We start from the raw sequence: 23,457 nt of genomic DNA on the forward strand, positions 1-23,457 counted from the left end.
AAAGGATTAAAAATGTATTATTCACGCACAACAAAAGCTGTTCTTTTAACTTTGACTTTAGCAGTTTCCATTCCTGCACTAGCTGATCATAATTGGCAAACCTGTAAAGAAAAACAGCAACAGATTGAAAAACAATTGCAATATGCACAGGCTAACCATAATCAAAAGCAAATTAACCGGCTGAATGCACAAAAAGCAGACATCATCCAAAATTGCTCAAATGATGATTTACGACAAAAATACACTCAGAAAATTAATAAATTAGACAGCAAAATCAGTGAAACACAGCGTAAACTGGCCAAGGCTCAGGCTAAAGGAGATACAGAAAAAACTGCTGAATTACAAAATAAATTAAACGAAAATACATCAAAGCTTCAACAGGCTAAACAGAATTTAGCCCGTTTTGAGCAGGCTGCTAAACATTAAATGCACCAATATTGCTGATGAAAGAGCTTTTCACTTAAGGCTTTTTCATTAGCAAATTTATTTTCTGAAAATTCTTAGAAATTTTATGTAAACTAATAAGAAATCCCTATACCATCATTGATTGATATATTCGCCAGATATTTTCAAATTCCTTATTTGTTAAGACTATTGTCATTATTCATTTATTTTGTAATTATACAAACAGAGATTAATAGCTTAATTTAGTTTCATCTTTGTTCAGGAGCAGCTAAAATATCCTTTAGTAGTTCATCAAAGGAGTAATTAATGCGAATTTTGAGTAAAGCAATACTAACCGGCTTTATGACTGTCAATTTAACTCTGGCCTATGCCGGAGGTCTTGATACTCTGCAAAAATTCAATTCCGATACAGATGGTATTTCCGGTCAGTTTAGTCAGACTGTTCACAGTAAAAAGCGTACTCAAACTACTTCAGGAACATTTTCCATTCAGCGCCCGGGACTTTTCCGCTGGGAATATACACAGCCATATAAGCAAACTATTGTTGGTGATGGTAAAACTGTCTGGTTATATGATCAGGACTTAGCTCAGGTAACCAAGCGCTCTCAGAATCAGACCATTGGCGATTCTCCGGCAGCTATTCTTTCGAATAAATTAGCGTTGAATGCCAATTATACCTTGTCAGATGATGGCAGCAGTAATGGCATTGATTATGTTCGGGCCATTCCAAAACGAAGCGATACAGGCTATCAGAATATTCGTATTGGTTTTCGTGGTGACAATCTGGCCAATATGCAGCTGAAAGACAGTTTTGGTAATCTGACCAATATTACTTTCAGTCAGCTTAATACTCATCCGCAGTTTAATCGCAATCAGTTCAAATTTACACCGCCCAAAGGTGTAGATGTATTAAGCCAGTAAAATAGACTAATAGCATAACAGGCAGCCTGTACCTGCCTGTTTTATATTGCTTATTAATTTGATGTCAGCAACGATAAACGTATGAGCGTCCGTTATGAACACCCCGGCACCAGCGCGGACGGAACATCATCCAGTCCATATCATCATCCCATCTGCGCTGCATTGCCCAGTTCTGCGCCTGCTGCAATTTAATTTTGTTAATATAATTATTCCATGCCAGCTTGTAACAACTCTGAAAAATAGGCAAATTAACTCTTTGCCGGTATTCTTCTGCTAATTTGGCATTGGCAGGATCAGATAAAAATGTCGGGTTTTGCATTTGTTCCCGCATTAATTCAGCAGTACGGGTATCACACTGTGCAGCCAGATCCAGCTGCAGTTTTTGCTGTGCAGCCTTTTCTGCTGCTGCACGCTCGGCCTGACGGGCAGCTTTTTGCTCAGGTGTAGTACAAGCAGCCAATGCTAAAACGACTATGCCTAAATAGCAAATTTTCCGCCAATACATACAGATTCCTTTTATCCGATTACTTTCAGATCCTTATAATTATACACCAGGACATTATGGCATTTAATTGTTATAGCCTTGATGTTTGTTTTATCGGTTTTCGTTGCCAGTATGGTTTATAAACCTGTAATGGCTGCCAGCTCAAATTTCGTTCGGATAAAATTGACTGTATTCCTCCCATCCGGTCTGTTCGTAAAAGACTAATATTTTCCTGTGCCAGCAACGCTTGCACCTGAATATGCGGATGACCGTAAGGATTTGCATAGCCTGCACTGGCCACGGCATATTGAGGGGCAACTGTTTGGATAAAAGCAGCATCACTTGAATAACGGCTGCCATGATGACCTAAAACTAAAATCTGGCTAAATAATTTATCTCCATAAGCTTTTAGCAAGGCCTGCTCGCCTTTTTTACCTAAATCGCCGGTTATCAACACGGCTTTATCAGCACTGACTACCCTTAAAACACAGCTATAATCATTTTTTCCTTTTTTATTAGTTGCTACTGGCTGATTAAGAAATTCAAACCAGACATTGTCCCACTGCCAGTTAGCTCCGGCTGTACATGGGTGGACAGGATACTGATATGCACTGATTTGTCCGGCGATGATTTTTTTAGGTTGCAGCTGCTTTTTAATCAGTACAGCACCCCCGTCATGATCAGCATCATTATGTGAGAGTACTAGCGTATCAAGTTGCCTGATACCGGCTGCGCGTAAATTAGGTAATAACACCGATTGCGCAGCATATGCTGTACCCGTATCAAATAATAATTCATGCCCGGCCGTACTAATGCTTACAGCCAGACCTTGCCCGACGTCCCATACTCTAACTAATGCTTCACCCTGAGCGGGACGTGGAGGCCGGTAACTAAGCATTAACAATAAAATTAGCAGGCATAGCGGACGCAGATGCCAGCCTCGGGGCAGCAACATAATTAAAACAGACATTATCGCCAGTAACCACATAGCCAATGGTGCATGTGCGGGATAATATTCCGGCGCATATTCGGCTATTGTGTACAGTATCTGCATAGTTTTTTCGGTAAGATATGCAGCAAAAGTACGCAAGAAATCTAACGGAACAATCATTGATAATAATGCTATTGGTACCAGAACCAGTGTGAACCACGGAATGGCCAGAGCATTTACCAATGGCGATATGACAGGTATTGAACCAAAACAGAAAGCCACCAGTACGACTGAAGCAAGCCCGGCAGCCCACTGTGCCTGCACTAACTGAAACAATTTAATTTTATGATTTACACCTTCTCCTGCCCACATCAGAACTGCAACTAACAAAAAAGAAAGCCAGAAACCAACACTAAGAACGGCCAGAGGATCAAACAGCAATACAAGTGCTATCGTCAGCCACCAAATTTGAAATGCTCGCAAATACCCCCGCCGCCACGTCAGTGCCAGAATGATAATCATTAGCATACTTCGCTGGGTCGGCACGGCAAATCCGGCCAGAGCACTGTATACAATCGCAGTAATTACTGCTGCACCACGTGTCAGTATCCATGGTTGTGAAACCCGAAAAGGGAGATATTGTAAGCATTTGCTGCAAAACCATGCAGCAAGCATGGCTAACATGCCTACATGTAAGCCGGAAATGCTGACCAGATGATTTAAACCCAAAGGACGGAATACCTGCCATGCCTCAGCCGGTAATGCAGACTGTTCGCCAACCGTAAGTGCTTTTATTAATGCTACCCCCTGCGGATATATCTGAGATTGTGTTTCCCATCGGCCGCCGCACCAGACGCGCCAGTTTGTGAGCTTTTCCTTCCAGCCGGACGCAGCCGGAAGTGCTTTGCGCTGACCTTTTACCACAGTAGCCTGAGCGCTGATATGATTAGCCAGTGCCCATGCTTCACGATTGAAACCAACCTTATTAGCTTCACCGATTATGGCTCGCACTTTTGCTTTTATTTGCCATCGGCTGCCAGCCGGCCATTGTTGTTTTGAATAATCAGTAAGTAGCCATTGCTGTTGCCGGCCATCAGGTAATTTAACCTGTGCTACAAAACGACTGCGTTGCTGTTCATATTGCGGGATATCGCTTACAGTAAGCGTAATATTTTGCACACTTGCTTTATCAGTACGTGGCCATTGATTTTGTAATAAATTATCCGTGCGCCATAATGCAAATATTATTCCGGCACATAAAGCACAACCAAACAAAAAAAACTGCCAGCGCGTAAAAACTGTGAAGACTAACAAAATAAAAAAAGCATATATCCACGGTAAAATCGCTGGTGATGGCAGCAGATAAGAACCGCAAACACCCAATACCCACCACGGTAACCATCCACTGACTATGAGAGTTTTTGACATACAAGCTGCTGTTAATTTCAGATAAATATTTATTTGTAATTACCATAACCACATTATACTGAATTAATTTAAAAATGTTATTGTAATTTTTTAGCCGTTAAAGCTTTTTTAATACTAGATTTATAGAAATCTGAAATAATAACAGGACAGATAATCATGCATAAAATTAAATCAGGCAAATGAAAAAATAAATACTCGATTAACGGGTTTTATTCAGTTCTATTAAAATTGTTTAATCCGGATTAAGATGAAATTCCAATATGTTGTTTTGAAAATATACAGTTATTTTGCTAATCTGAATTTTCAGTATCTGTACTGTTGAATTAAATTTAATTAATCTCAGTAATGCCGCTGTGAAAACAAACAAATATGGGTATAATATAAAGTTTGATAATTTTAAGCCGGCTTTAATTAAAAGGACTTAATCACACTATGGCACAACAGCCTGCCGAGGGCGGAAAACTGAAAAAATCATTAAAGAAATACATGCTCACTGGCGTGCTGGTATGGTTACCTATTATTGTAACAATCTGGGTAATCAGCTATATCATTGGCATGGCAGATCAGCTTGTCAACATTCTGCCTGCTCACTGGCAGCCTCAGGCAATATTGGGATTCAAGATTCATGGTTTAGGCTTACTGTTTGCTATTATTGTCGTATTTTTCACTGGTTTACTGGCAGCAAATATGCTCGGACGCAGAATATTCGCTGCCTGGGATGCGTTGTGGGGACGTATTCCTGTCGTAAAAAGTATTTATTCCGGAGTCAAAAAAGTTTCTGAATCTCTATTGTCAGATTCCCGGCAGTCGTTTAAAACACCCGTACTGGTACCATTTCCTCAGCCAGATATCTGGACTATCGGATTCGTATCAGGTCACATACCGGATAAACTAGCATCCGCCTTGCCACACCACCCTGAAGAAACTTCGTCAGATAATTATATTTCAGTATATGTGCCCACTACCCCTAATCCGACAGGTGGTTACTATATTATGGTTAACAGTAAAGATGTCCGCGAAATTGATATGAGCGTGGATGATGCACTGAAATATGTTATTTCACTGGGTATGGTGCAGCCGGATGAACCACCGCACAACCAATCATTACAGGCTATTTTCTCTTTACACAAACCAGCCAAACCGCATTAATGCATGATTGGCCGGAAATGATAATCCTGAATGACACAATTAACCGTAATCATAGTAACAAAGGCATCAAAATGCGAACCAACTATTGTGGCTTAATTAATGAGCAATATCTCGACCAGACTGTTACCGTAAAAGGCTGGGTACATCGCCGCCGCGATCACGGCGGTGTAATATTTATTGACCTGCGCGACCGGGAAGGTATCGTACAGGTAGTGATTGACCCGGATACACCTGAAGCTTTTACTCTGGCTGACTCTGCCCGTAACGAATATGTACTGAGTATTACCGGTCGTGTACGTGCACGTCCTGAAGGTACCAAAAACGATAAAATGATTTCCGGCGGTATTGAACTATTAGCCAAAGAAATTGACATACTCAATACTGCTGCCACCCCGCCATTTTTAATTGATGATGAAAGCATCAGTGAAAATGTACGTCTGACTAACCGCGTAATCGATTTGCGCCGTCCGGTAATGCAAAATAATCTGCGACTGCGCTATCGTGTTGCTATGGCTGTTCGCCGCTATCTGGACAGTCAGGGATTTATAGACATCGAAACACCGATGTTAACCCGCTCTACTCCGGAAGGTGCACGGGACTATCTGGTACCCAGCCGTGTATTTCCGGGTGAATTCTTTGCGTTACCGCAGTCTCCGCAGCTATTCAAACAGCTACTGATGGTGGCAGGATTTGACCGCTATTACCAGATTGTAAAATGTTTCCGTGATGAAGACCTGCGTGCTGACCGTCAGCCGGAATTTACTCAGATAGACCTTGAAACTTCGTTTTTAAGTGAAAACGAAATCATGGATATCACTGAAAACATGGTTAAGCTGGTTTTTCAGGAAGCTCTGGCTGTAGACCTACCTGTTTTCCCGCGCATGAGCTGGCATGAAGCTATGTTCCTGTATGGTTCGGATAAACCGGATTTGCGTGTAAATCTGCAATTTACCGAATTAACCGATTTGATGAAAACGGAAGAGTTTAAAGTATTTCGTGCGGCTGCCGATATGAAAAACGGCCGTGTTGTTGCCTTACGTGTCCCTAATGGTGCCAGCCTGAGCCGTAAGGAAATAGATACCTATACAGAATTTGTTGGTATCTATGGCGCAAAAGGTCTGGCGTATATCAAAGTAAATGACATTAGCAAAGTAAACAATACAGAAGATAGCGGTTTGCAATCTCCGATTGTGAAATTCCTTTCTGATCGTGCTTTGCAGTCTATTATTGAGAAAACCGGTGCACAAAATGGCGATATCATTTTCTTCGGTGCTGATAAAGCCAAAGTGGTTAATGAAGCTATTGGCGCGCTGCGCGTTAAAATTGGTCACGAGCATGGTGCTGCTAACGGCTATTTTGCTGACGAATGGCGTCCATTATGGGTAGTTGATTTCCCGATGTTCGAATATGATGAAGAAGAACATCGCTGGTCTGCTATGCATCATCCTTTTACTGCACCTAAGGCCGGTCATGAGGATTTACTGGTATCTGCACCGGATCAGTGTATTGCCCGTGCTTATGATATGGTGCTAAATGGCTGGGAAATCGGCGGTGGTTCTATTCGTATTCATCGTGCAGATATTCAAGAGAAAGTATTTGCTGCACTGAAAATCACTCCCGAAGAGCAACAGAATAAATTCGGTTTTCTGCTGAACAACCTGAAATTCGGTGCTCCTCCGCATGGAGGTCTGGCGTTTGGTCTGGACCGACTGGTAACCCTGATGGCTGGTGCTGATTCAATTCGTGATGTTATCGCATTCCCGAAAACTCAGCGTTCGCAGGATTTACTGGTAGATGCACCAAATCATGTTGACGAAAAACAATTGCGTGAGCTTGGCCTGCGTTTACGTCAAAAAGTGCAGACTGAAGAGAAAAATTAATTTATTCTTTTGATAAAAAACTGCCTGATAAAATTTATCAGGCAGTTTTTTTATCATTTAGGCAAAGTACTATTTATAAATTAAATTTAATCAGCGTCTCTTTAGCCAGACACCAGATTCAATATGCGGTGTGAAAGGAAACTGATCAAACATGGCGGCCTGTTTAACGCTATGAGTAGCTAATAATGTTTGCAGATTTTCGTGCAAAGTGACCGGATTACAGGATACATAAATAATGTTATCAAATTTCTGTAACAACTTAAGGGTGCCATGATCAATACCGGCTCTCGGAGGGTCCACAAAAACCGTACTGAACTGATAATCAGCCAGATTAATCTGCTCGCTGGCCAATCGCCGGAAAGTTCGGATGCCTGTAAATGCTTCTGTAAATTCTTCTGCCGAAAGTCGGGCTAGTGCAATATTATGGATATGATTATTTTCAATATTCCAATGCGCTGCCTGTACAGAAGTTTTTGATACTTCTGTAGCCAGAACTTTGTGAAATTGGCGGGACAACGGCAAAGTAAAATTACCATTGCCACAATAAAGTTCCAGTAGATCTCCGCCATTGATCGATTGAGCAACATCAACAGCCCAACCCAGCATCGACTGACAAACTTCTGCATTCGGCTGTGTAAAACCACCTTCAAACTGTTTATACTCAAAGATTTCATTATGAACTTTTAAGCGTTCAATAACATAATCGCGTTCCAGAACTACCTTCTGCCCACGGCTGCGTCCCAAGATCTGAATGTTCAGTTCAGTGGCCAGCGACTTCGCCAACTTAGCCCAGACATCATCCAGTTTTTTATGATAAATCAGAGTAACCAGCGTATCGCCAGCCAGTGTTGTTAAAAATTCAACTTGAAATAAGCGTGTTTTTAACTCTTCTCTGGCCTGTATTTTGTCCAGTAAAACTGGCATCAATGAGTTAATATTTTCATGAGCTATGGCAAAATCACGTATTTTACATACATTACCAGTACTGGCTTTTTCTCCCGGGGTAAACATAGCATAACTACAGCTATCTCCTTCATGCCAGATACGAAATTCCGCACGCATCCGGTAATGAGAAGCCGGAGAAGTGAAAATCTGTATTGGCGGAAAAGCACAGTCTGCAAATAGTTGCTCCAGATAGTGCTGTTTATCAGATAATTGTTGCTGGTAAGTAATACCGGTCATATAGTTATCAGCCAAAGCAAAAAGGGCTTATTATATCAAACCCCGTTCTGTTCCCGTACATCGCGCAGAATTTGCCGGCCATAATCATCTGCAGCAATCATATCCGCAATTCTTTTTGCAGTATCTTCAGTACTTTGCAACTGATTTTTATCCTTTAAGCCAATAAAATTTTGTACCAGGGGAAATTTATCAGCATCGGCAGAACGGATATTTTGCTGCATATTGGTATCAACAACGCCGGGAGCAATACTGGCAATACGTACATGCGGATGTTGTTCAGCCGCTACTACTGCTGCATGCTGATCCAGTGCCGCTTTAGTGGCTCCATATACGCTCCAGCCTGCTACCGGATGCCGCCCGGCACCACTACTGATATGCGCAATGCGAATTTCAGCTTTCGACGTAGCGGCAATCGCCGCATTAGTTAATAGTAATGGTGCAGTAATATTTACGGCTACCGCTTTAATAATTGCATCACAATCCTGCTGGCCTATTATTGAATTCGGCTCTACCATACCAGCGTTGTTTATCAGAATAATTTCATTTTTATTTTCAAGACCACTTTGCCAGCTGGCTGAACGGATTAATGTCGCCATAGCATCAGCATCAGAAAAATCAATTGAATATTCCAGTAATTTTTCCGGCGGATTATCCCAGCCATGCCGTGATAGACCGACAACTTTAACTTCTTTGGTCAGGTAATATTCTGTGAGAGCCCGTCCTAACCCACGACTATGACCAGTAATAATTACACAACATTGCATATTAAATTCCCTTTTTCAAAAATTATCTGAGTTTCTAGCCAGATAGTAATCATACACTTTACTTATGCAGTAAAAAAATCAGATTTTAATTTGTTTAAATATAAACTTGATTTACGGAGAGATTGACTTTATTAAGTTAAGTATTATCATGCGATGTAAATTTTATGCCTGTTATTTAAAGGAAACTTTTATGTCGTTAAGCATTATTCGCCATGATTGGTCACTACCAGAGGTTATCAAATTATTTCAACTGCCATTTAATGATCTGATATTTAAAGCACAAACAATACACCGACAATTTTTTGACGCTAATAAAGTGCAAGTTTCAACCTTATTATCTATAAAAACCGGTGCTTGTCCGGAAGACTGTAAATATTGCCCCCAGTCAGTTCATTACGATACCGGTCTGGAAAAAGAAAAATTACTTGAAGTTCAAAAAGTAATTGAAAAAGCCAAGGCTGCAAAAGCAATTGGTTCAACACGTTTCTGTATGGGTGCTGCCTGGAAGCATCCCACTGCCAGAGATATGCCGTATGTTCTGGAGATGGTAAAAGGTGTTAAAGCACTGGGCATGGAAACCTGTATGACTCTGGGCAAATTGTCACAGGATCAGGCTCATGCTTTATCTGAGGCCGGATTAGATTTCTATAATCATAATTTAGATACTTCACCAGAATTTTACGGAAACATCATTACTACCCGTACTTATGCAGAGCGTTTGCAAACATTGGCTTATGTCCGAGAAGCAGGCATTAAAATTTGCTCAGGCGGAATTCTTGGAATGGGGGAATCTTTAAAAGACAGAGCCAGTTTATTAATTCAACTGGCTAATTTAGATGAACATCCGGAAAGTGTTCCCATCAACAATCTGGTCAAGGTTAAAGGTACACCTTTAGCGAATGAACAGGATATTGAACCGTTTGATTTTATCAGAATGCTTGCTGTTGCCCGTATTATGATGCCCAAATCACATGTACGATTATCCGCAGGACGGGAACAAATGAATGAGCAAATGCAGGCACTGGCTTTTTTAGCAGGAGCAAACTCTATATTTTATGGAGATAAATTGCTTACAACATCCAATCCTCAAGTTGAAAAAGATAATGCTTTATTTATTAAATTGGGTATCAGTCCGGAACAATGTGAAGATTATAGTGATGAGATACACCGGGCAGCTATTATGCAGGCAATTTCCGAGCAAACACAAAATAATATGTCTGGTAATATTAACGAGGCTTAACAACTCATTGTTATTTAATATATTTTGTACAGTAGAATAATAATTCTATTATTTATTACATAAAAATTCCAAATGGCACAAACCTGTATTTATAGTAAGATACAATACAATAAATTTGCACTTTACTTATGAGCACGCCGTTAACAACGCCTCCGCTGGCACCTAAAACCATAGCTATTCTTAAACAACTTAACATACATTGCTTAGAAGATTTACATCTTCGCGGAGCGTTAACGGCGTTTTTACAATTTAAAAGCATCAGTACAGGCTGTACAGACAGTCTTTTATGGCAATTTATTGCTCTAGTAGAAGATCGCTCAGTTCAGTCGTTTACATCTGAAGAAAAAGATTACTGGCGCAAGCAGCTTAAACTGCATCCGCCAGTAGCTGTCTTTCCGTCTGAAAAAATTATGCAGCAATGGATGCATCAGGCTCTGGATGCAGCGCAGCAGGCTTCTATACTGAATGAGGTACCGGTTGGCGCTGTTGTGGTCTGTGAAAACACCTTGGTTGGTTATGGCTACAATTGCTGTATCGCTGATTGTAATATTAGCCATCATGCAGAAATTCAGGCATTAACGGCAGCCAGTAAAGCATTGGGAAATTACCGTCTGGAAAATTGTGATGTTTATATTACTCTGGAACCGTGCGCTATGTGTGCAAGCGCATTAATACAGGCACGAATAAGAAGGGTAATTTATGGAGCTTGTGAAACAAAAACCGGGGCAGCCGGCAGTGTGATTAATTTATTTACTAATCAGCAGTTAAATAAACACACTGCAATCATTGGTGGCGTTCTGGCTAATGAATCCACTCAATTATTACAGGATTTTTTCCGGCGCAAGCGCAACCCGGTATAAACCAATGTTGCTGCAATCATAAATTACAGTAAATCGTAGCCAAATTTACCAATCATAATACACAGAAGAATAATAAAACCTTTACGCAATAATTTGCTGCCGCCACGCATTGCTAATCTAGCACCGATGATCCCTCCGCTCAGATTGGCAATAGCCAGTGGAATTGCCCAATGCCATACGACATACTGATGTGGAATAAAAAATATCAGTGCGGCAAAATTTGTTGTGAGATTAATAACTTTAGAAGATGCTGTTGCGGTAATAAAGTCAAAAGCAAAAAAGCGAACAAATATAAAAGCCAGTAAGCTGCCTGTACCGGGACCGAATATACCGTCATATAAACCGATTAAGGCACCCATTAACAGTCCGATAATATACTCACGTCTGGTCAGCTGGCTTTGGCGCTGAACCTGACCCAGATCCTTTTTCAAAAAGGTATAAATCGCCATAATGATTAAAATAACCAGAATGGACGGTTTCATCCACGCTGTGGGCAGATATTCCACAACGTGAGCACCCATGTATGAAAAAGCAAATGCAAGTACAGCAGCAGGTAACAGCATTGCCCATGGAACCGGTATACGGCGGGTATATTGCACAGCTGCTACTAAAGTACCACAGGCGGAAGCAAATTTATTTACCCCTAGAACAACCGGTGTGATGGTTTTCTGTGGTAATGCGCCAAACAGCCCGGGGATCTGTAACAACCCGCCACCACCGACAGCCGCATCCATTAAACCGGCACTGAATCCGATAATTAATAACCACCAAATATGAGAGTCACTGAGCCATTCCACGATATATCCTACTAACGCATGGCACGTGTGGTAATACGTTTAATTAACTCTTGCTGATTACGGGGTAATCCGTCTTCGCAGAAAGTCTGATACAGCACCGAACGCACTTTATCCAGTTGATTCAGGCTGGTACCGATTACTTTCCATTGACTATTGCGCGGCTGTATCCAGCGTTTATTCACATCGTCACCATATCCGAACACCTTCATGCGCCGTGTCGGGCAGTGAATAGCTTCAGCAGTAAGGTTATTAATCCCCTGATCTGATTGCTGGTTCAGAATATAATGGATAGTACGGTCTGTATTGATTTGAATACTGTTCAGCATTAATTTTGGCTGGCCCTGATATGTCTGACTGATATAGATATCTGCCCATTGCTCATTACTGGCCGGATACGCAGGCATAGGTACAGCCTGCTCTTCCCAAGGCTGATTTTCATCAGGTCCAATATAATGCTCGTTATATAAAGTTTCCCTGCGTGCCAGTGCACAAGCACAAACACCAAGAAGTAATACAGTCAATACGGTTTTGGTAACTTTCATACCATGCTCCGAAACCGGATATACAATCCGGCTTTATTCTGAAATACTGTTTATCATTTGTCATACAACAAAAAGCTGTCTGTAATCTTATGAGAACAGACAGCCGGATTCTGCCATCAAAGTTTTAAGGCGGCCAGAACCTGAGTTTTTACTGCTTCTACCGGTTGGGTTCCGTCTACACGGATATAGTCCGGTGCATTGGCATCATTTTGTTTACCATAGAAATCAATCAGTACTTCTGTTTGCTCGTGATAAACCTGTAAACGTTTTTTGATGGTTTCTTCCTGATCATCATCACGCTGAATCAGTGGTTCACCAGTTTCATCATCAATATTGTTGACTCTTGGCGGATTGTAAACCAGATGATAAGTTCTGCCTGAAGCAAGATGGACACGGCGACCGGACAAACGTTCAATAATGACATCATCGGGTACGGCAATCTCTACTACAGCATCCAGATGCACCCCCGCTTTTTCCATTGCTTCAGCCTGAGCCAGTGTACGCGGGAAACCATCAAATAAGAAACCATTAGCACAATCCGGCTGGGCAATACGCTCTTTTACCAGACCTATAATAATATCGTCACGAACCAGCCCGCCCGCATCCATAATTTTTTTGGCTTCAATGCCCAAAGGTGTGCCGGCTTTTACTGCTGCACGCAACATGTCTCCGGTAGAAATCTGCGGTATGTTAAACGCAGCAGTAATAAACTGTGCCTGTGTGCCTTTTCCGGCACCCGGTGCACCTAATAATAAAACTTTCATTTCAACTCCTGAATATATCTGTGATTTGATTTAATATTATTACTAATATTTATTTTTTTACTTCTGTCCAGTTCGTGCGTACACGCTCCAGATCGGCAGCTGTATCCACACCCGCAGCCGGAGCATGCGGTGTAATTTGTACCGCAATATTGTAACCATGCCACAGTACGCGCAGCTGCTCAAGTGATTCAGCCTGTTCTAATGGTGATGGAGTTAAATCTGCATATTGGTGCAAAAACTGTACCCGATAACCATAAATGCCAATATGACGATATACCGGAATATCTGCCGGCATGACTTCAGCGCCGCTGCGCATTAATTCACGCGGCCATGGAATAGCCGCACGGCTAAAGTACAAGGCATTATTTTTGTTGTTTAACACAACTTTAACACAATTGGCATCTGTAAAATCTGTGTAATCAGTTAATAGATGTGCTGCTGTGGCCATTGGTGCTGAACTTTGTTGTAATTGTTCAGCTACAGCATTAATCAGCTCAGGTTCAATCAAAGGTTCATCACCCTGAACATTTACAACACAGTCTTCTCCAGCGAGATTCAGAATGCCGGCTGCTTCAGCCAGACGAGTTGTCCCGCTCTCATGCTCCGGAGCTGTTAAAACAGCTTCAATTCCATGAACCTGACATGCAGTCTGAATATCAGCATGATCTGTTGCCACAACTACTCTTCCGGCTTTGCTGGCAAGTGCACGCTCAGCTACCCTTACTACCATCGGTTTACCATGTATATCGGCTAAAGCCTTATTGGGTAAACGACTGGAGGATAGTCGTGCCGGAATCAGAACAACAAAATTACTCATGTGTCGCCGTACATTCTTCATCAGTTAAATTACGAGCTTCATTTACCAGCATATAGGGAATACCATCTTTTACCGGATAAGCCAGCCGTGATGCTTTACACCACAGTTCCTGCTGCTGTGCATGCCATTGCAGTTTTCCTTTACACTCGGGGCATACCAGTATATCCAGATATTTTTGATTCATTTTTAATCCTTAGTTTCGCAAAATTGGCAAGCGAAGTTTATGGTTGTTGATTTAGCAGGTTTCCTGAATGCAGTAATACCAGTTAATAATTTATAAATATCGTCTTTGAATGACTTTACCATATATTAAAATGGCAATATAGAGGCTGCTTAATACAGAACCTGAAATCGTAGTCAGTTTGTATCGTCTTCCAACGATATACTGACAATTTATTGAAATTTTACCAGCAGCCGGAGTCCATGGCATCTTTTTCATTGCAGAAACGTATTTATTTTATTTAGAACGGTGTAAGTCTAATTTTAACTGAATCAATTCAGCTAAATCCGGGCAGATTTGTGCTGAAAGTGGTAAGACCCAAATATTATATTGCAAAGGTTTTTTCAGTTTGACTGCATCTTTTTCTGTAATAAATATTATATCTGCATCAGGCCAGTCTTCGGGTTGAATAGTTGCGTGATCATTCAGCGCAATCGTTTCTTTCAGATGAATACCCAGCATCTGTAATGCCTGAAAAAAACGTTGCGGTTGTCCGATGGCTGCGATTGCCGCGCATTTTTTTTCTGAAAATTCATAGGCTTTTGCAGTCTGTTGCGGCTGATTTAAACAATAGAAATCGCCATAGTTCAATTGACTGAAACCACACCATTGTGTTTTTATTAAATTTAGTTTCTGTGCCTGCTGAACAGAATTCGCATCACCCTGACTGAATACTACCGCATCTGCTCCCTGTAAGCGCTCAACTGGTTCGCGCAATGGGCCATTAGGCAATATATCCAGTTTTTTTCCGATATCTGCGGCCGGAAATACTATAACTTCCATATCCCGGCAAAGTGCGTAATGTTGTAAACCATCATCACTTAATAAAAGCTGCAAATCCGGATATGCATTTAACAATGCTCTGCCGGCAGCTTCACGAGTAGAAGCAACTGCAACCGGTGCCTGAGTTTGCTGATACAGCATTAATGGTTCATCTCCGGCTTCTGCCGCGGTAGATTGGACATTCAGAATAACCGTTTCTTTACTTAAACGTCCATAACCACGGCTGATGATACCTACCCTTATCTGCCGCTGCTGTAAGGTTTGTACCAGCGCAGCGACTAAAGGTGTTTTACCAACACCGCCAACATGAATGTTACCGATTACCACTACCGGACAAGGCAGTTTTTTAGTCGGCAAAATGCCCGATTTGTACAGCCAGCACCGTAACAAAGCAATACTTTGAAATAATCGTGCAAGCGGCCACAGTAACAATACCAGCACTATACGCGGATGCTGCCAGTGCCTTTGTATTAAACCGGCTAACCAGCCCATAACTCTGCCTATTAATTACAAAGCTGCACTATACCACGCTGTATATGCAGAACTGAACTATGATAAAAAAACGCCGTATAATATCTACAGAATAAAACCGCTCTGAATATGGTATCCATTATGTCTGATTTCTTTGCTCCGGCTGCTTTAAGTGTATCTGAACTCAATGCTTACGCCCGTCAATTGCTTGAAGACAATCTGATTGATTTATGGGTTGGCGGTGAAGTTTCTAATCTTACCCGTGCAGCCAGCGGTCATTTCTATTTTTCTTTAAAAGATGCCCGTGCACAAGTCAGATGTGTACTGTTTAAAGGTGTGGCACAGCAGCTGAGCCAGCCCTTACAGGAAGGTGATCATATAGAAGTAGCCGGAAAAATCAGTATTTACGAAGCACGAGGTGAGTTTCAGATTACCATTAATGCAGTGCGCCACAAAGGGTTGGGACAATTATATGAAGCTTATGAGCGGCTGAAACAGCAGTTAACTGCCGAAGGTTTATTTTCAAAGGAACGCAAACGTCCGCTACCTGTTCATCCTAAAGTGGTCGGTGTAGTGACCAGTCTGGCCGCAGCAGCTTTACGCGATGTTGTAACAACCCTGCGCCGGCGCCATAGCGGTATCCGTGTGATTGTTTATCCGACAGCCGTACAGGGTGCAGGGAGTGAACATCAGATTGCTGCTGCTATTACCAGTGCCAATCAGCAGGCACTGGCTGATGTACTGATAATTTGCCGAGGAGGCGGCAGTATTGAGGATTTGTGGTCTTATAATGAAGAAATCGTCGTACGAACGGTAGCCGACAGCGCAATTCCCACTGTGAGCGGTGTTGGTCATGAAACTGACTTTACCCTGACCGATTTTGCCGCAGATGTTCGCGCCCCAACACCGACAGCAGCTGCCGAACTGGTTAGCCCTGATATGGAGCAATTAAGACATAGTGTTACTCAATGGCAAAAGCGTATACACCAATTACTGGAACAACGTTATTATGATGCTTCACAAAAACTAGACTGGCTTGCTCGTCAGTTAAAGCACCCGCAGCAAAACTGGCAGCAACAGCAGCAGCAACTAAGGGATTTAGCACGTCTGTTACAAATTGGCATGAAGCGTCAGATTAGGCAGCATCGGCAAAATCTAATACAGCAACAACGCAGTTTGGAAAATACACGACCGCAAACTATTCATGCACTACAGGCACTTGAATACCGGAAACAACAATTACATCAAATCTGGCAAAATATTTTTATGCGCGCGCAACAACGGCTGCAACAGCAGACATCTGTGTTACAGGCAGTCTCTCCTCTACAGATTCTCGCCAGAGGTTATAGCGTGGTCACTAATCAGCGCGGGCAGGTAATCCGCGATGCCAACAAATTAAAAACCGGCCAGTATCTTAATATTCGCTTTGCTTGTGGTGAACGTAGCGTACAAGTTGCTCCACCGAAAATTCAGTCTGATTTATTTGATAATTAAAATATACTTTTCAAATGTATTTCTATTCTATTGCATAAATTGCTATCACTAAGAATTCGGTGATTAATTGTTTGTTGATTTAAATTCAGATTTTTAATTTAAAAATAAATTATTCTTTGAAATGTTAAGCAAAATTAATTAAATTATTATATATGTTAAATAAATTTTTGACAGGCAATTAACTTAATAAGAATAGGAATTTAAATGTCACTGTTTGCTCGTTTATTTGGTAAAAAATCTAAAGATACAGATACTACGGTAGCTGAAAATACAAATACTAAACAATCAATAGGATTAAGTGTTGTATTTAAAGGCTCTCTTAATTTTGATAAAGATAAATTATTAGATAAATTAAAATATCTGGATTCTTCAATAACAAATGTCAAATACGAAACCCCTGCCGGAGAGCTTGAACAAGGCGTTTTTGCTTTAATAAGCTGGGGAAAACACGTAGTTAAACTAATCGGATTCAATGCGCCTTTTCCTGCTGATGCATTAGAAACGTGTGTAGAGCCAGCACATTATAGTCAGGATGTCAAAAATCAAGTTCGTAAAAATGATAGTCATGTAATTTTGTACTATACAGGACATGATGAAGATGTATTAGAACAATATTTAGCTTTATCCCGTCTGGCGGTATGTTTTGAAGAATTTAACGCATTAGCAGTTATTAATGAAAACGCTCATTCCTCATTGCCTATAAATGTTTTAAGTAACTTACTTAGTGATGAAGACAGTGCAAAGAGTTTATGCGATTGTTTACCGTTATTTTTCTGCGGGTTTGTTAAATATATTTTAGAAGACGTTAAAGGTGTCTGGATGCGCACTTACGGTGCTGATGTATTTGGATTGCCTGATTTTGCTGTATTAGCAAATAACCATGATGAAGGTTCTGACTATTTCGATATGTTTGGTAATATTTTATCCTATCTGCGTCAGAGCGGAGCAACTATGAATCCTGGGGATACAATGGAAATTGGCGATAATAAAATGTTGTCATTGCGATCTCCGCAGGAGAATGAATACTTTCTGAAAGATATAGGTAATGTTTTGGTTGTAGAGATCAGTAGATAATTAAACAAATCTATAAATCATTATTGAGCTAAAATTATCCATTATTAAATAATAAAAAACGACTTCTGATATTAAATTTGTTATCGGAAGTCGTTTTACATTTGGGTAAATTAAAAAATAACTGTTTGTTCAATCAGATATGCGAACACAATTAATTAATATTTTAAATATCACGATATCAGACAGTTACCTTACTGCTTCTGTTTATTTAATAACATAATGCTTATTGTGTACAGTAATATCAGCTACTCTGCGCTCTGACTGAAAAATATCATAAGCAGGCTTCAATTCTCTCCAGAAAGGCATATAAGCTGGGTTTTGAAACTTTTGCATATTTGATGCTGTCATTCTGAATGGAAAAATATGAATGGGTATTCGCTTCTGTCCGCTGTTTATAGCCTGATTAACAACAGCGTAGATTTGTTCTATTCCCTTGTCAGTCATTGCATAGCAACCGATGGACACACAGTTTCCATGAATCATGATAAAACTCCCTGTGTATTCATTGGCGCGGTCATAGGCATTCGGGTAGCCGATGTTAAAAGCAAGATGATAATTACTATTTGGTTTTAATAGATTTTTCTCAGTTGCGTAAAATCCTTCCGGACTTTTGCCATCCCCTTCGGCTTTTTTAGGTCCCAGACCACCTGAGTATGTACAGATATCCCATGTCCTGTATAGCTGATAATTGTTATTTTTATGTTTATACCATATTTCCAATATTCCCTCTTGTTTGAATATTCGCAGATAAATTTTATCACCACTAATAGGAGGAGAAACTACTACAGCCGTATTTTTTACATCTATAGTTTTAATTTTCTGGTCAATAGTATAATTTCTAAAAAATAATGATACACTTGCAACTACCCCCGCAAATCCGATAACAATCATACAGATAGTCATTAATCTTCGAGATAGTGTCTTTACTTGATTTTTTTTATTAGCGAAAAAAGGATAAATAATTAAACCGATGCTTCCGATAAATATCAATATGGGAAGTAATATCATTAATTGTTCGCTAAATAATACAGACATAATTTGTTTCCATTGAGACCGGGTTATCCAGCAGTTAATCAGAAAACTGAATACAGAACAACCAATTGATTTAGCTATACAATTCTATCCTGAGGATTTCTTCCTGCCCAGTCGCATACAAACTGCCATGCTACTCTTCCTGAACGGCTGCCACGGCTCTGGCTCCAATTTAATGCTGCACGTCTTGCTGTTTCATCCAGATTCAGACCAGCTTCTTCCAGCCAGTTCTGTACAGCCTGTAAATATGCATTCTGATCAAATGGGTAAAAGCTTAGCCATAAACCAAAACGATCCGATAAAGATACTTTTTCTTCGACGGCTTCCTGAGGATGAACTTCTCCGCCATTACCTGTATGAGCCACATTGTCTGCCATATACTCAGGCATTAAATGCCGGCGGTTAGATGTAGCATATACCAGTACATTGTCACATCGCTGGGATAATCCGCCATCAAGGGTAGTTTTTAATGCTTTGTAAGCATCATCACCGTCTTCAAAAGATAAATCATCACAGAACAGAATGTATTTTTCCGGTCTGGCGGTTAGTAAAGAAAGTAAAGCAGGTAACGTTAACAAATCACTTTTATCAACCTCAATTAGACGCAACCCCTGATCTGCATACTGATGCAGTAACGCTTTAACCAATGATGATTTTCCGGTACCACGTGCTCCTGTCATTAATACATTATTTGCCGGTCTGCCGGCAAGAAACTGTTCTGTATTACGTACCAGTTGTCGGCGCTGCTCATCAACAGCTGCCAGACAGTCCAGAGAAAAAGTATGCGGATTTGGTAAACTTTCCAGAATACCCTTGTTACCTAATTTATGCCAGCGGTAAGCAACTGCCGTCCAGTCAGGTTCCTGAGCCAATGGTGGCAAAATGGCATCCAGCCGCTGTAAAACAGTTGCAGCCAGATTGATAAATTCCTTACGTTTCATCTATTTCCCTTCAATTTCTATAGCTATGAATTATGAATGTTTTTGCAATATTAATGCAAAGGGTGCATCATTTATCCGGTTAATAAAAGCATATTTCAACACTGCTATCTGTTGTTGCGGTAAGCTTTGCGCCCATGTTTGTATTGTTTCCGCTTCAATTCTTCCCTCTTCATGACCCGGATATAAAACCGCAGCCAATACACCATTATCGGTAAGAAGGTTTAATCCGCTTTGCATCGCCTTAAGGGTTGTATTGGCTTGGGTTGTACAGTTTTTATCTCCGCCAGGTAAGTATCCAAGGTTAAATATGATGGCACTAACCTTACTCTGAATATACTCACTCAGATGTTCATGTCCGGCTTGAATTAACTGTACCCGCTCACGATAACCGGCTTTTACCAGTCTGTTACTGGTAACGTCTAATGCACTAGCCTGTATATCAAAAGCGACTACTTTACCATGGGCACCGACGCATGAGGCCAGAAACAAAGTATCATGCCCGTTACCAGCTGTAGCATCAATGACTGTATCGCCAGCCTGTACAGTCTGCTGAATGTTTTTATGTACAAAATCCAGAATATTGAGAAGCATAAATTAATTTGTGCTGTCTGATGTTTAGCTAACCACCAAGGCTAACTTTAAGATAAATAAGCATTAAGCATATCAGATTATATATTAACAAAATGAGCAGGCATACTATGAATAGTAATTTTATTTATCTGTAATGCTGATACCAGAATAAAAATTGATACATATTAAGTTTAGAAGTGCCAGACTCTTACCTCACATCCCTAATTCACGCAAAAAGCGAATGTCATCAGCCCAGCCGGATTTTACTTTTACCCAAACCTTTAAAAAAACTTTTGTTTCAAATAATTTTTCCATATCCAGTCTGGCTTCAGTAGATATTTTTTTCAGTTTTTCCCCGCTTTTACCAATTAAAATGCCCTTCTGACTTTCCTTATCCACCAGAACTGCAATATAAATCCGGTATAGTCCGTCTTCTTCGGTAAACTGTTCTACTTCGACGTTCATAGCGTAGGGTAATTCTTCACCAAGATAACGAAACAGTTTCTCCCGCACAATTTCCATAGCAAGGAATCTTGCTGATTTGTCTGTCACCATATCTTCAGGATAAAGCGGAATACCTATTGGTAGCATGGGCTTGAGAATATGTACAAGCTGAGCCACGCCCAGTCCGTGCTTTGCACTCACCAGAGCAACCTGAGTGAATTTATATGCCTGCTGTACTTCATCAATAAAATTCTGCAGTACACTTTGGTCTTTTGCCTTAGCCTTATCGACCTTATTAATTACCAGCACTACCGGAATATGTGCAGGTAATTGTTGCAGTACTTCTCTGTCTGCATCCGAAAAGCGCAATGCTTCAATCACAAATACAATAACATCCACACCGGCAACTGCCTCAGTAACATTCTGATTGAGACGGTCATTAAGTGCATTGCGGTGATAAGTCTGAAAACCGGGGGTATCTACAAATATCAGCTGTGCTTCATTATCGGTATAAATACCATTAACTTTATGGCGAGTAGTCTGGGCTTTTTTACTGGTAATACTGATTTTCTGACCAATAAGGTGGTTCATTAATGTGGATTTTCCCACATTAGGCCGGCCAACAATTGCAACAAACCCGCAGCGAAAATTTTCTGACTGAGGTGGATAATTGTAACTGGATACTTCAGACATACATTCTTTCTTAAATGATACAAATAACCATAAAATGGTTGATAATAAGCTGAATTATTTCAAAACAGGTAAAATGAATTCTGCTAAGTAACACATTGCAGATGCCAATTATAAACTACTAAATTACCTGAATATATACAGTTTTATTCGACCGATTTCAGAGAAACAGAGTCATTCACACCGAGTGAATACCTTAAGTAACGAAAGACCTCAGAGTGATTAAACAATATTTTCAAATAGTTTATTTACAATAAACGGATGAAGTTTACTAACTGGCATCATATATAACCGTCCCCAGAAATTATGATTTTTTACTGAAGCGATCAGATAAAGCATTTTTTTATCCGGCTGCTGGGTATTATCAGTAATACGCAGGCAAAGACAAACATCTAAATGAGAATCTTTAATCACTAAAGTAAGTTTATCAGCAGTATTTTCAGTAATAGTAAAGAAATGGGCTGCGTTTGTTTCACCGGATTGAATCCTCTCTTCATCCAGATAAGTAAATCCCTCTATAGTACGTATGCCAGCAGGTCTAACTATATTATCTCTGATTTTAAATAATATTCTTAGCCATTCAGGCTGACGTGATGTCATCATTTTATATGCTTCAAAAGCTGTAATATTTTTACCGATTTCTTTTTTTTGACAATCAAGATAGTCCGGTTTATCCGTAATCAGGCTAACACACTCGGGTAATTCATTCAGTATTTCAGAAATTGATTTTGTTTTTCCCATTATTTCCCCTTTATTGTAAGACAATAAGTAATAACAATATGGCACCTTCAATGTATTGTAACTTATTTATTTTTTTCTAGGTTTAGCTGCCGGAAACTGCTTTTCTAACCAAACAAGAGCTGTTTGTGCGGTTTGTTGTTCTGCTTCACGCCGGCTGTGTCCGGCTGCTTCAGTCTGAAAGCCGGTTTCGCCTAAATCACATTGCACTACAAATTGTAAATCATGAACATCGCCAATCTGATCTACAATCCGATATTTTGGCAATGGCATATGTCGTGCCTGCAAGGCTTCCTGCAGACGTGTTTTTGCATCTTTTCCACTATTCTGAGGATTAATATTACGGATGCGGTCTGCGTATAAATGTCTTACCACAGTCTCAGCAGTATTAAAATCTGCGTCAAAGCTCACTGCGGCAAATAATGCTTCCATAGCATCGGCCAGTATAGATGGCCGCCGGAAGCCACCGCTTTTTAACTCACCAGTACCCAGCAATAAAGCGTCTCCGATTTTTAGTTCAGTTGCAATCTGAGCCAGTGTTTCCTGATTAACCAGATTCGCCCGCATTCGTGAAAGTTCACCCTCTGTCAGGCGCGGAAATGCATTAAACAGCATTTTAGCTACAGAATAATTTAAAATCGAATCACCAACAAATTCAAAACGTTCATTGTGTAATGCACTGTAACTGCGGTGAGTTAAAGCCTGCAGCAATAAATCAGACTGCTTAAATTGATAGCCAAGCTTTTGTTGTACATATTTCAAAGCATTTTCATGGCGTACATCAGTTTTTCTCATTTAACCGTCTTTGATAATAAATAACCATAATTATATAAACA

The 23,457-nt window shown here is 40.5% G+C and carries 24 protein-coding genes; 8 read left to right on the plus strand and 16 right to left on the minus strand.

The window, feature by feature from the left end:
* Positions 1–12 precede the first annotated feature (12 nt).
* Together GYX91_RS05375 and lolA are read left to right on the plus strand one after the other, a co-directional pair.
* Positions 13–426, plus strand: a complete 414-nt coding sequence (locus GYX91_RS05375; RefSeq protein WP_078475601.1) for a DUF1090 domain-containing protein — start codon at positions 13–15, stop codon at positions 424–426.
* Positions 427–711: 285 nt separating this feature from the next.
* The gene (gene lolA / locus GYX91_RS05380; protein ID WP_025330717.1) at positions 712–1,326 is read left to right on the plus strand and encodes an outer membrane lipoprotein chaperone LolA; all 615 of its coding nucleotides are present in this window, start codon (positions 712–714) and stop codon (positions 1,324–1,326) included.
* A 64-nt stretch (positions 1,327–1,390) separates the two neighbouring features.
* On the opposite strand, the gene GYX91_RS05385 is transcribed toward lolA, so the two are convergent.
* Positions 1,391–1,831 carry a hypothetical protein gene (locus GYX91_RS05385; protein WP_174830127.1) on the minus strand — a complete coding sequence of 147 codons (441 nt, stop codon included), beginning with the start codon at positions 1,829–1,831 and terminating at the stop codon, positions 1,391–1,393.
* A gap of 70 nt (positions 1,832–1,901) precedes the next feature.
* A complete protein-coding gene (locus GYX91_RS05390; protein WP_174830128.1) occupies positions 1,902–4,169 on the minus strand; it encodes a DNA internalization-related competence protein ComEC/Rec2 in 2,268 nt (755 codons plus the stop codon).
* 432 nt (positions 4,170–4,601) lie between these two features.
* Here GYX91_RS05390 and GYX91_RS05395 point away from each other — a divergent pair, with 432 nt between their 5' ends.
* Positions 4,602–5,318 carry a DUF502 domain-containing protein gene (locus tag GYX91_RS05395; protein WP_078475603.1) on the plus strand — a complete coding sequence of 239 codons (717 nt, stop codon included), beginning with the start codon at positions 4,602–4,604 and terminating at the stop codon, positions 5,316–5,318.
* A gap of 71 nt (positions 5,319–5,389) precedes the next feature.
* Positions 5,390–7,198, plus strand: coding sequence for an aspartate--tRNA ligase (aspS, locus tag GYX91_RS05400; protein WP_037395221.1), 1,809 nt, complete (start codon positions 5,390–5,392; stop codon positions 7,196–7,198).
* 90 nt (positions 7,199–7,288) lie between these two features.
* Here aspS and trmA read toward each other — a convergent pair whose 3' ends face one another.
* Positions 7,289–8,380 (minus strand): tRNA (uridine(54)-C5)-methyltransferase TrmA, encoded by a 1,092-nt coding sequence (gene trmA, locus GYX91_RS05405; RefSeq protein WP_174830129.1) that lies wholly within the window; start codon positions 8,378–8,380, stop codon positions 7,289–7,291.
* Between the two features lie 35 nt (positions 8,381–8,415).
* A complete protein-coding gene (locus GYX91_RS05410; RefSeq protein WP_174830130.1) occupies positions 8,416–9,144 on the minus strand; it encodes an SDR family NAD(P)-dependent oxidoreductase in 729 nt (242 codons plus the stop codon).
* A gap of 190 nt (positions 9,145–9,334) precedes the next feature.
* Between GYX91_RS05410 and bioB the strand changes: the two genes are divergently transcribed.
* Together bioB and tadA are read left to right on the plus strand one after the other, a co-directional pair.
* Positions 9,335–10,384: a biotin synthase BioB gene (gene bioB, locus GYX91_RS05415; RefSeq protein WP_174830131.1), complete on the plus strand. Its 1,050-nt coding sequence runs from the start codon at positions 9,335–9,337 to the stop codon at positions 10,382–10,384.
* Between the two features lie 128 nt (positions 10,385–10,512).
* Positions 10,513–11,244 (plus strand): tRNA adenosine(34) deaminase TadA, encoded by a 732-nt coding sequence (gene tadA, locus GYX91_RS05420; protein ID WP_174830132.1) that lies wholly within the window; start codon positions 10,513–10,515, stop codon positions 11,242–11,244.
* 23 nt (positions 11,245–11,267) lie between these two features.
* On the opposite strand, the gene GYX91_RS05425 is transcribed toward tadA, so the two are convergent.
* The 6 genes from GYX91_RS05425 to lpxK all read right to left on the minus strand — a co-directional run bounded on the left by GYX91_RS05425 (position 11,268) and on the right by lpxK (position 15,659).
* Complete coding sequence (locus GYX91_RS05425) at positions 11,268–12,044, minus strand: TSUP family transporter (RefSeq protein WP_025330726.1); 777 nt, start codon at positions 12,042–12,044, stop codon at positions 11,268–11,270.
* A gap of 8 nt (positions 12,045–12,052) precedes the next feature.
* Positions 12,053–12,583 carry a CNP1-like family protein gene (locus GYX91_RS05430; RefSeq protein ID WP_174830133.1) on the minus strand — a complete coding sequence of 177 codons (531 nt, stop codon included), beginning with the start codon at positions 12,581–12,583 and terminating at the stop codon, positions 12,053–12,055.
* A gap of 116 nt (positions 12,584–12,699) precedes the next feature.
* Positions 12,700–13,347, minus strand: a complete 648-nt coding sequence (adk, locus tag GYX91_RS05435) for an adenylate kinase (RefSeq protein ID WP_037394928.1) — start codon at positions 13,345–13,347, stop codon at positions 12,700–12,702.
* A gap of 49 nt (positions 13,348–13,396) precedes the next feature.
* Entirely contained in the window at positions 13,397–14,164 is a 768-nt protein-coding gene (kdsB, locus tag GYX91_RS05440) for a 3-deoxy-manno-octulosonate cytidylyltransferase (protein WP_037476341.1), read from the minus strand.
* Positions 14,157–14,348 carry a Trm112 family protein gene (locus GYX91_RS05445; protein WP_025330730.1) on the minus strand — a complete coding sequence of 64 codons (192 nt, stop codon included), beginning with the start codon at positions 14,346–14,348 and terminating at the stop codon, positions 14,157–14,159. The genes kdsB and GYX91_RS05445 overlap by 8 nt, the downstream gene beginning before the upstream one ends.
* 273 nt (positions 14,349–14,621) lie before the next feature.
* Entirely contained in the window at positions 14,622–15,659 is a 1,038-nt protein-coding gene (gene lpxK / locus GYX91_RS05450; protein WP_174830134.1) for a tetraacyldisaccharide 4'-kinase, read from the minus strand.
* Positions 15,660–15,779: 120 nt separating this feature from the next.
* On the opposite strand from lpxK, the gene xseA reads away from it, so the two are divergent.
* Together xseA and GYX91_RS05460 are read left to right on the plus strand one after the other, a co-directional pair.
* Positions 15,780–17,132 carry an exodeoxyribonuclease VII large subunit gene (gene xseA, locus GYX91_RS05455; protein WP_174830135.1) on the plus strand — a complete coding sequence of 451 codons (1,353 nt, stop codon included), beginning with the start codon at positions 15,780–15,782 and terminating at the stop codon, positions 17,130–17,132.
* 204 nt (positions 17,133–17,336) lie between these two features.
* Positions 17,337–18,206, plus strand: coding sequence for a DUF4261 domain-containing protein (locus GYX91_RS05460; RefSeq protein WP_174830136.1), 870 nt, complete (start codon positions 17,337–17,339; stop codon positions 18,204–18,206).
* A gap of 204 nt (positions 18,207–18,410) precedes the next feature.
* Here GYX91_RS05460 and GYX91_RS05465 read toward each other — a convergent pair whose 3' ends face one another.
* From GYX91_RS05465 to rnc, 6 genes are all read right to left on the minus strand, one after another.
* Complete coding sequence (locus tag GYX91_RS05465) at positions 18,411–19,241, minus strand: murein L,D-transpeptidase family protein (protein WP_174830137.1); 831 nt, start codon at positions 19,239–19,241, stop codon at positions 18,411–18,413.
* A 74-nt stretch (positions 19,242–19,315) separates the two neighbouring features.
* On the minus strand, positions 19,316–20,179 hold the full coding sequence (locus GYX91_RS05470; protein ID WP_174830138.1) for an ATP-binding protein: 864 nt from the start codon (positions 20,177–20,179) through the stop codon (positions 19,316–19,318).
* A 30-nt stretch (positions 20,180–20,209) separates the two neighbouring features.
* Positions 20,210–20,770, minus strand: a complete 561-nt coding sequence (locus GYX91_RS05475) for a class I SAM-dependent methyltransferase (RefSeq protein ID WP_174830139.1) — start codon at positions 20,768–20,770, stop codon at positions 20,210–20,212.
* A gap of 192 nt (positions 20,771–20,962) precedes the next feature.
* Positions 20,963–21,886: a GTPase Era gene (gene era / locus GYX91_RS05480; protein ID WP_084565679.1), complete on the minus strand. Its 924-nt coding sequence runs from the start codon at positions 21,884–21,886 to the stop codon at positions 20,963–20,965.
* 219 nt (positions 21,887–22,105) lie between these two features.
* Positions 22,106–22,624, minus strand: coding sequence for a DUF2867 domain-containing protein (locus tag GYX91_RS05485; RefSeq protein ID WP_084565680.1), 519 nt, complete (start codon positions 22,622–22,624; stop codon positions 22,106–22,108).
* 66 nt (positions 22,625–22,690) lie between these two features.
* A complete protein-coding gene (rnc, locus tag GYX91_RS05490) occupies positions 22,691–23,416 on the minus strand; it encodes a ribonuclease III (protein WP_078475618.1) in 726 nt (241 codons plus the stop codon).
* Positions 23,417–23,457 lie beyond the last annotated feature (41 nt).

Source organism: Snodgrassella sp. ESL0304 (assembly GCF_013344995.1).
Taxonomy (GTDB): domain Bacteria; phylum Pseudomonadota; class Gammaproteobacteria; order Burkholderiales; family Neisseriaceae; genus Snodgrassella; species Snodgrassella alvi.